Annotated in this window: 8 protein-coding genes; 1 reads left to right on the top strand and 7 read right to left on the bottom strand. The window is 68.7% G+C overall.

Going from position 1 to position 6,816, the window contains the following annotated elements; translation table 11 throughout:
* Positions 1-27: 27 nt before the first annotated feature.
* From D472_RS28380 to nirB, 5 genes are all read right to left on the bottom strand, one after another.
* The gene (locus D472_RS28380) at positions 28-189 is read right to left on the bottom strand and encodes a hypothetical protein (RefSeq protein WP_017602802.1); all 162 of its coding nucleotides are present in this window, start codon (positions 187-189) and stop codon (positions 28-30) included.
* A 137-nt stretch (positions 190-326) separates the two neighbouring features.
* Complete coding sequence (locus D472_RS0101845; RefSeq protein WP_017602801.1) at positions 327-533, bottom strand: hypothetical protein; 207 nt, start codon at positions 531-533, stop codon at positions 327-329.
* Positions 527-1,639 (bottom strand): uroporphyrinogen-III synthase, encoded by a 1,113-nt coding sequence (locus D472_RS24600; RefSeq protein WP_017602800.1) that lies wholly within the window; start codon positions 1,637-1,639, stop codon positions 527-529. Before D472_RS24600 ends, D472_RS0101845 begins: the two co-directional genes overlap by 7 nt.
* Positions 1,636-1,998: a nitrite reductase small subunit NirD gene (gene nirD / locus D472_RS0101835; protein WP_017602799.1), complete on the bottom strand. Its 363-nt coding sequence runs from the start codon at positions 1,996-1,998 to the stop codon at positions 1,636-1,638. The genes D472_RS24600 and nirD overlap by 4 nt, the downstream gene beginning before the upstream one ends.
* Positions 1,995-4,502: a nitrite reductase large subunit NirB gene (gene nirB, locus D472_RS0101830; protein ID WP_017602798.1), complete on the bottom strand. Its 2,508-nt coding sequence runs from the start codon at positions 4,500-4,502 to the stop codon at positions 1,995-1,997. The genes nirD and nirB overlap by 4 nt, the downstream gene beginning before the upstream one ends.
* A 499-nt stretch (positions 4,503-5,001) precedes the next feature.
* Between nirB and D472_RS0101820 the strand changes: the two genes are divergently transcribed.
* On the top strand, positions 5,002-5,643 hold the full coding sequence (locus tag D472_RS0101820) for a DsbA family oxidoreductase (RefSeq protein ID WP_017602796.1): 642 nt from the start codon (positions 5,002-5,004) through the stop codon (positions 5,641-5,643).
* A 354-nt stretch (positions 5,644-5,997) separates the two neighbouring features.
* On the opposite strand, the gene D472_RS28540 is transcribed toward D472_RS0101820, so the two are convergent.
* Positions 5,998-6,189 (bottom strand): PKD domain-containing protein, encoded by a 192-nt coding sequence (locus D472_RS28540; protein ID WP_017602794.1) that lies wholly within the window; start codon positions 6,187-6,189, stop codon positions 5,998-6,000.
* The gene (locus tag D472_RS26535; RefSeq protein ID WP_449406492.1) at positions 6,125-6,811 is read right to left on the bottom strand and encodes a PKD domain-containing protein; all 687 of its coding nucleotides are present in this window, start codon (positions 6,809-6,811) and stop codon (positions 6,125-6,127) included. The genes D472_RS28540 and D472_RS26535 overlap by 65 nt, the downstream gene beginning before the upstream one ends.
* Positions 6,812-6,816 lie beyond the last annotated feature (5 nt).

Raw genomic sequence — 6,816 nt, 5'->3', positions numbered from 1 at the left:
GGGCGGCCTGCCGGGGTGGGACACCCACTAGGGCGGCCGCGACCAGGTGATGGTGGTGGCCAGGTGGGCGGCCTGCCGGGGTGGGACACCCACTAGGGCGGCCGCGACCAGGGGGCCCAGGAGGGCTCCGGCGGCCCGGTCGGGCATGGGGTGTTCGTGAAGGCGCCTGGGGGCGGGTGGTGTGGGCATCGGATGTCCTTGGTCGGGTGTGGGTGAAGGGGCGCTCCTTCGGTTCGAGGGCCCACCGGGTGCTCTTCCCCTGTGGGGTGGTGTTCGTACGGATGTTGCCGGTTGTGGCCACGGGGCGTGCGTGTTCGAGGGGGTTTTCAGGTGGTCGAGGTCGCCAGGGCCTGGTGGAAGCGTTCTGCCACGGCTTGGGCGATGGCCGGGTCCGGGCAGAGGGGGTCGGCGACCACGTCGGCGCCGGCGGCTCGTAGCCGGTCGTGGACCTGTGGGGCCAGGGGGTGGGCTACTGCTCGTCCTTGGGGTGAGCGGGTGCCGTGCAGGGCCGGCAGGGGGGTGGGTTTCAGCATGGGTGGGTGTCCAGGGCCAGGCGGTAGCCGCGTTTGACGACCGTTTGGATGATGGCGGCGTCGCCCAGGGCGGTGCGTAGGCGGGCCACGGCCGTTTCGACGGCGTGGGTGTCGGCGTCCTGGCCCAGGCAGGTGAGCAGGCGGGTGCGGCTTTGGACCTGGCCGGGCCGGTGGGCCAGGGCCCGCATGAGGCGCATCAGGGTGGGTGAGAGGGTGTGGACGGTGCCGTCGACCAGGACGGCGTGTCCTCGGAGGCGGAGCCGGTGGCCGGCCGCGGTCAGGGTGGGAAAGCGTGCGGGTAGTTCTTGGGCCAGGGTGCGTACTTGGGCGCCGATGCGGGCGCGTTCGGGCCAGGAGGTGGGGATGTGGTGAGCCATGAGGGGGCGTGCGGTGACCGGACCCACGCACATGGCCATGACGTCGTGGCGTAGGGCGCCCACCAGGGCGTGTTCGGTGTTGGTGGTGTGTGCGTGGGCCAGGAGGCCGGCTGCGGCGGGGGCGCTGGTGAAGGTGACCGCGTCCACTCCCCCGGTGGTGATGGCTTCGATGAGGCGGTCCAGGGGTGCGGTGTGTTCGGGGCGGGTCCACCGGTAGACGGGAACCTCGATGACCTCGGCGCCTGCCAGGCGTAGGGCGGTGGTGAAGTCCGGTAGGGGTTCTCCGTGTAGTTGGACGGCTACGCGTAGGCCTTGGACGCCTTGGTCGAGTAGGTGGTCGAGGACTTCGGCGGAGGATTCCGAGGGCGGTGACCATTGCTCGGTGAGGCCGGCGGCGCGGATGGCGCCTTTGGCTTTGGGGCCGCGGGCCAGTAGGTGTGAGGATCGCATGGCCTTGAGCAGGGGTTGGGCGATGCCCCAGGTCTCGCAGGCCTCGATCCAGCCGCGAAAGCCGATGCCGGTGGTGGCCACGATGATGTCGGCCGGCGCGCGGGTGAGTCGTTCGGAGATCGTGGCCAGGCGTTGGTCGTCGCTTAAGGGGACGATGCGCAGGGTGGGTGCGGCGATGACCTGGGCGCCTTTGCGGTGGAGGAGGGCGGTGAGTTCCTCGGCGCGGCGTGCGGCGGTGACGGCGACGGTGAATCCGGCCAGGGGTGCGGTCGTGGTCACGGGGTTCCTTGGGGTGTGGTGCCGATCTGGATCATGCCGTGGTGGTGGCGTACCGGCCAGGTGGACAGGTGGGTGTGGTGGTCGTCGAGGTCGTGGCCGCTGCGCAGGCTGAAGACGTGCTTGAGCATGGGTGAGGTGATGGTGGGTTCGCCCGCGTGGTCGCCGACGATGCCGCGGCAGATGACGGCGGCACCGGTGTGGGGGTCGAGGTTGTCCACGGCGTACAGGTGGTCGTCATGGGTGCGAAAGAGGGCGACCTGGTGGAGGTCGGGGAGGAGGGTGGCCAGGCCCAGGGCGGTTTCGAGGTGATGGGCGGGGCAGGCGTCGATCCAGGTCAGCGGCGGGGTGAGTGTGGTCATCGGGTGGTCTCCATGGTGGGGCGGGTGGTGGGTATGCCCAGGGGGGTGGGTGCGGGGACGGGCTGGTCGCGGGTGGTGGTGAAGGTGATGGTGGGGTCGGGGGTGTGGGGGGCGTTGGTGAAGGACACGAAGCGGGCGAGTTTGTCGGGGTCGGAGAGCACGGCGGCCCATTCGTCGGTGTAGGAGGCCACGTGCTCGGCCATGGCCGCTTCCAGGTCGTCGGCGATGCCCAGTCGGTCATCGATGATGACGGCGCGCAGGTGGTCCAGGCCCTCGTTCAGGGATTCGATCCAGGGGGCGGTGCGTTGGAGGCGGTCGGCGGTGCGGATGTAGAACATCAAGAATCGGTCGATGTAGCGGATGAGGGTGTCTTCGTCCAGGTCGCGGGCCAGTAGTCGGGCGTGGCGGGGGGTGAATCCGCCGTTGCCGCCCACGTACAGGTTCCAGCCGGTGTCGGTGGCGATGATGCCGAAGTCCTTGCTGCGGGCTTCGGCGCATTCGCGGGCGCATCCGGACACGGCGGCCTTGAGTTTGTGGGGTGAGCGCAGACCTCGGTAGCGCTCTTCCAAGCGGATGGCCAGGCCCACCGAGTCTTGGACGCCGAAGCGGCACCAGGTGGTGCCCACGCACGATTTGACGGTGCGCAGGGACTTTCCGTAGGCGTGTCCGGACTCGAAACCGGCTTCCACCAGGCGGGTCCAGATGGCGGGGAGTTGTTCCAGGCGTGCGCCGAACATGTCGATGCGTTGGCCGCCGGTGATCTTGGTGTAGAGGTCGAAGTCGCGGGCGACCTCGCCGATGACGATGAGTTTGTCGGGGGTGATCTCTCCGCCGGGGATGCGCGGTACCACCGAGTAGCTGCCGTTGCGTTGCAGGTTGGCCAGGTAGCGGTCGTTGGTGTCTTGCAGGGTGGCTTGTTCGCCGGTGAGGATGTGGCCGTTGCCTTGGGAGGCGAGGATGGAGGCGATGGCGGGTTTGCACACGTGACAGCCGTGGCCGGTGCCGTGGGAGGTGATGAGTTCGGAGAAGGTGGTGATGCCGGTGGAGCGGACGATCTCCCACAGTTCGGTGCGTGAGTGGGTGAAGTGTTCGCACAGGGCGCTGGAGGGGGTGATGCCGGATTCGGCCAGGATCTGTTCGAGCATGGGCACGCAGGAGCCGCAGCTGGTGCCGGCGCGGGTGCGGGACTTCAGTGCGGCCACCTCACGTGCGCCTTCGTCGATGGCGCACGTGAGGTGGGCCTTGGTGACGGCGTTGCAGGAACAGACCTGGGCGCTGTCGGGGAGGGCGTGGGTGCCCAGGGTGGTCGGCCCCGTGGGGCTGATCAGGGCCAGTGGGTCGCCGGGCAGGGGGTGCCCGACCAGGGGTCGTAGGGTGGCGTAGGCGGAGGCGTCACCCACCAGGATGCCGCCGAGCAGGGTGGTGGCGTCGTCGGACAGGACGAGTTTGGCGTAGCGGCCGCCGGCGGCGTCGTTGACGACCACGTCCAGTGCTCCGGGTGTGTTGGCGTGGGCGTCGCCGAAGCCGGCCACGTCCACGCCCAGGAGTTTGAGTTTGGTGGAGGTGTCGGCGCCGGTGAAGGTGGCCTCGCCGCCCAGGAGGCGGTCGGCCAGGACTTCGGCCATGGCGTTGCCGGGGGCGATGAGCCCGTAGATGGTGCCGTTGTGGTGGGCGACTTCGCCGATGGCGTGGATGGTGGGGTCGCTGGTGGTGCAGGTGTGGTCGATGTCCACGCCCCCGCGTGGTCCCAGGCGCAGGTGGGCGGCGCGGGCGAGTTCGTCGCGGGGGCGGATGCCTACGGAGAACACGACCAGGTCGGTGTCCAGGTGGGTGCCATCGCCCAAGAGGATGCGGTGGGCGCGGCCGTCGGGTCCGGGTTCGATGGTGGTGGTGGCGGAGCCGGTGTGTACGGTCACGCCCAGGTCGGTGACCAGGCGTTGGAGGAGGGCGCCGGCGCCTTGGTCGATCTGGGTGGGCATCAGGTGGGGGGCGAGTTCCACCACGTGGGTTTTGACGCCTAGTTGGCGTAGGGCGTTGGCGGCTTCGAGGCCGAGGAGGCCGCCGCCGATGACCACGCCGGTGCGGGCGGTGCGGGCGTCGATGGCGAGTGCGTCCAGGTCTTCGATGGTGCGGTAGACGTGACAGCCGGGCAGGTCGTGGCCGGGGACGGGTGGTACGAAGGGGGTGGATCCGGTGGCCAGGACCAGACGGTCGTAGGGCAGGGTGCGGCCGGTGTGGGTGGTGATGGTGCGGTGGGTGCGGTCGATGGTGGTGACGCGTTCGTTGGTGTGCACGTGCACGTGGGGGCCGCTCACTTGGCCCAGGGACAGATCTTGGGCGCTGGTGCCTTCGAGGTAGCTGGATAGGGCCACGCGGTCGTAGGCGGTGCGGGGTTCTTCGCCCACGACGGTGATGTGCCAGCGGTGGGTGTGGTCGCCCTCGTTGAGGGCTTGGAGGAGTCGGTGGCCGACCATGCCGTTGCCGATGACGACGAGTTTTTCCACGGGTGGCCTCCTGCGTGGTCGGGGTGGGACGCGCTTTCAGGCAATCGGATGGGTGTTGCCCCGATGTTGGGTGGATGTGTCGGTGGGGTTTCGTTGTGCTGTCACCGCAGGTGAGGGGTGTGTGATCGAGGATGGGGAGGTGCCTGTGACGTGGATGGACGGGGGTGGGCCGGTGGGGATGAGAGGTCGGGTGCACCCTTGGCGTGGGTCTCGGTGTGTTCGCTTTGTGGCTTTTCATGGGGAGCGGGTCGGGTCGGCTGGGAAGGGCCCGGGCGGGTGCGGTGTTGTCATCGCCGAGTCGATGCGGAGAAAGGACACGGTGCCTGATGGGTGAGGATCGGCGCGAGCGGGAGCAGCAACAGCGGGTTCCGCCGGTGCGGGAGGTCGGGCGGGTCGAGGAGGGGTCGTTGCCTCGGGTCGGGGGTGTGGTGATGTTGGGGTCTGAGGAGGCGTCCGCGTGCTCGAACGAGACCTGTTGGTGAAGGGGAGGGGATGAGCGTTGCGTATCGAGGTGTGGTCCGACATCGTGTGCCCGTGGTGCTACATCGGTAAGCGCCGTTTGGAGCGGGCTTTGGCCTCCTTCGAGCACGCCGGGCAGGTCGAGTTGGTCTGGCGTAGCTTCCAGTTGGATCCGGATTTTCCCCGCGGGGTGGCCGAGCCGGTCTATGACTCTTTGGCCAAGAAGATGAACGCTTCGCGTGAGCAGGTCGAGGCGATGACCGAGCAGGTGCGTCAGGTCGCGGCGAAGGAGGGTTTGGAGTACGACTTCGCGGGCGGTGTCATGGTCAACACCTTCGACGCCCATCGTCTGACGCATCTGGCCCGTGAACAGGGTTTGGGGGATGCGGCCCATGAGCATTTGATGCGTGCCCAGCTGGTGCGGGCTCGCAGGCTCGACCAGGTGGACACGTTGGTGGAGGTGGCCGCTCAGATCGGGTTGGACACCGATCGGGCCCGTGCGGTGTTGGAGGGTGGGCGGTACGCCGAACAGGTGCGTGCCGACATCGCCGCCGCCCGGAAGTTGGGTGCCACCGGTGTGCCCTTTTTCGTGTTGGACCGGGCGTTGGGGATTTCGGGTGCCCAGCCGTTGGAGGTCTTCACCGCCGCTTTGGAGAAGGCGCACGCTCAGAAGGTCTCTTGAACCAAGGTGTGAGTGAGCGCGGCGCCCCACTCCCCCATCGGGGGTGGGGCGCCGCGTTGCGGTGGATTGTTCGGTCAGTGGATGGGGACGTCGAGGACCTGGGTGCCGTGGCGGTGGGAGTTCACTCCGTGGCGGTGCTCGGAACGTCCTCTGGCCGTGTTGGCGAAGAGCCCACACAACAAGCACGATGAGGGTTCTTCACCGCCTTGCCATGCCCAGGACGGCGCCGGTGAAGGCGAGGGTGTGCACGTTCTGGTCGGTGAGCGGGTCAGGAGCGGTGGTGCTTTGGGGTGCGGGAAAGGGGTGCGGCCCCTCCCCCGGGGGTCGGGGAGGGGCCGCTGTGGGGGTGGACGGTTACAGCGTGATGGTCTTGCTCAACGAACCGGTGGCGCCGGTCTGGTCGGTGACGGTCAACGTGATGGTGTAGGTGCCCGCTCCACGGTAGAAGTGCCAGGTGTTGGCGCCGCTGCCGGTGGATCCGTCACCGAAGTCCCAGTGGTATCCGGTGATGGGGGCGTCTCCCGCGCTGGAGTCGGAGGCGTCCATCTCGCAAAAGCGCANACCCCCTGCCGCTGAAGTCGGCGGTGGGGGCGGTGTGGTCGGGGGCGCCCACCGTGACCTCCACCGAGGTGGAGTCGGTGCGGTCCTGGTCGTCGGTGACGGTCAGGGTCACGGTGTAGGTGCCGGTGGAGGCGTAGGTGTGTTCCACGCTCGTCCCGTCGGCGGTGGTGCCGTCGCCCAGGTCCCAGGCGTGTTCGGTGACCTCACCGGCACTGCCGGAACCGTCGAAGGTGCAGCTCAAGGTGGTGTCGTCGCAGGAGTGGGTCAGGTCGGCGACCGGTCCTTGTGGGGGTGTGTGGTCGCTGTCGGCGGGAAAGACGTCGGGGTCGCCCACGTCCAGGAGGGGTTCGTGGACGCCGTCACCGGAGGTGTCGTTCCAGTCGAGGTTTCCGGCCTCGGTCAGGGTCTGGTACATGGCCAGGACCCCGGCGCGGTCGGTGGGCTTGGCCTGTCCCACGGCCAGCAGGGCCAGGCCGCCGGCGGCGTGTGGGGAGGCCATGGAGGTGCCGCTCATGGTGCCGTAGCCGCCTCCGGGCATGGTGGAGACGATGCAGGAGCCGGGGGCGGCGATGTCGATGGTGGTGCCGAAGTTGGAGAAGTTCGACAATGTGT

This window comes from Nocardiopsis alkaliphila YIM 80379 (genome assembly GCF_000341005.1).
In the GTDB taxonomy this organism is placed as follows: domain Bacteria; phylum Actinomycetota; class Actinomycetes; order Streptosporangiales; family Streptosporangiaceae; genus Nocardiopsis; species Nocardiopsis alkaliphila.
The sequence above is the reverse complement of the archived record's forward strand: the minus strand, read 5'-3'. Positions and strand labels throughout refer to the sequence as shown.

Bases quoted from the DNA above. Each gene is read 5' to 3' on its own strand.
- D472_RS28380 (WP_017602802.1), bottom strand. From the start codon at position 189: ATGCCCACACCACCCGCCCCCAGGCGCCTTCACGAACACCCCATGCCC.
- D472_RS0101845 (WP_017602801.1), bottom strand. From the start codon at position 533: ATGCTGAAACCCACCCCCCTGCCGGCCCTGCACGGCACCCGCTCACCC.
- nirD (WP_017602799.1), bottom strand. From the start codon at position 1,998: ATGACCACACTCACCCCGCCGCTGACCTGGATCGACGCCTGCCCCGCC.
- D472_RS28540 (WP_017602794.1), bottom strand. From the start codon at position 6,189: ATGGACGCCTCCGACTCCAGCGCGGGAGACGCCCCCATCACCGGATAC.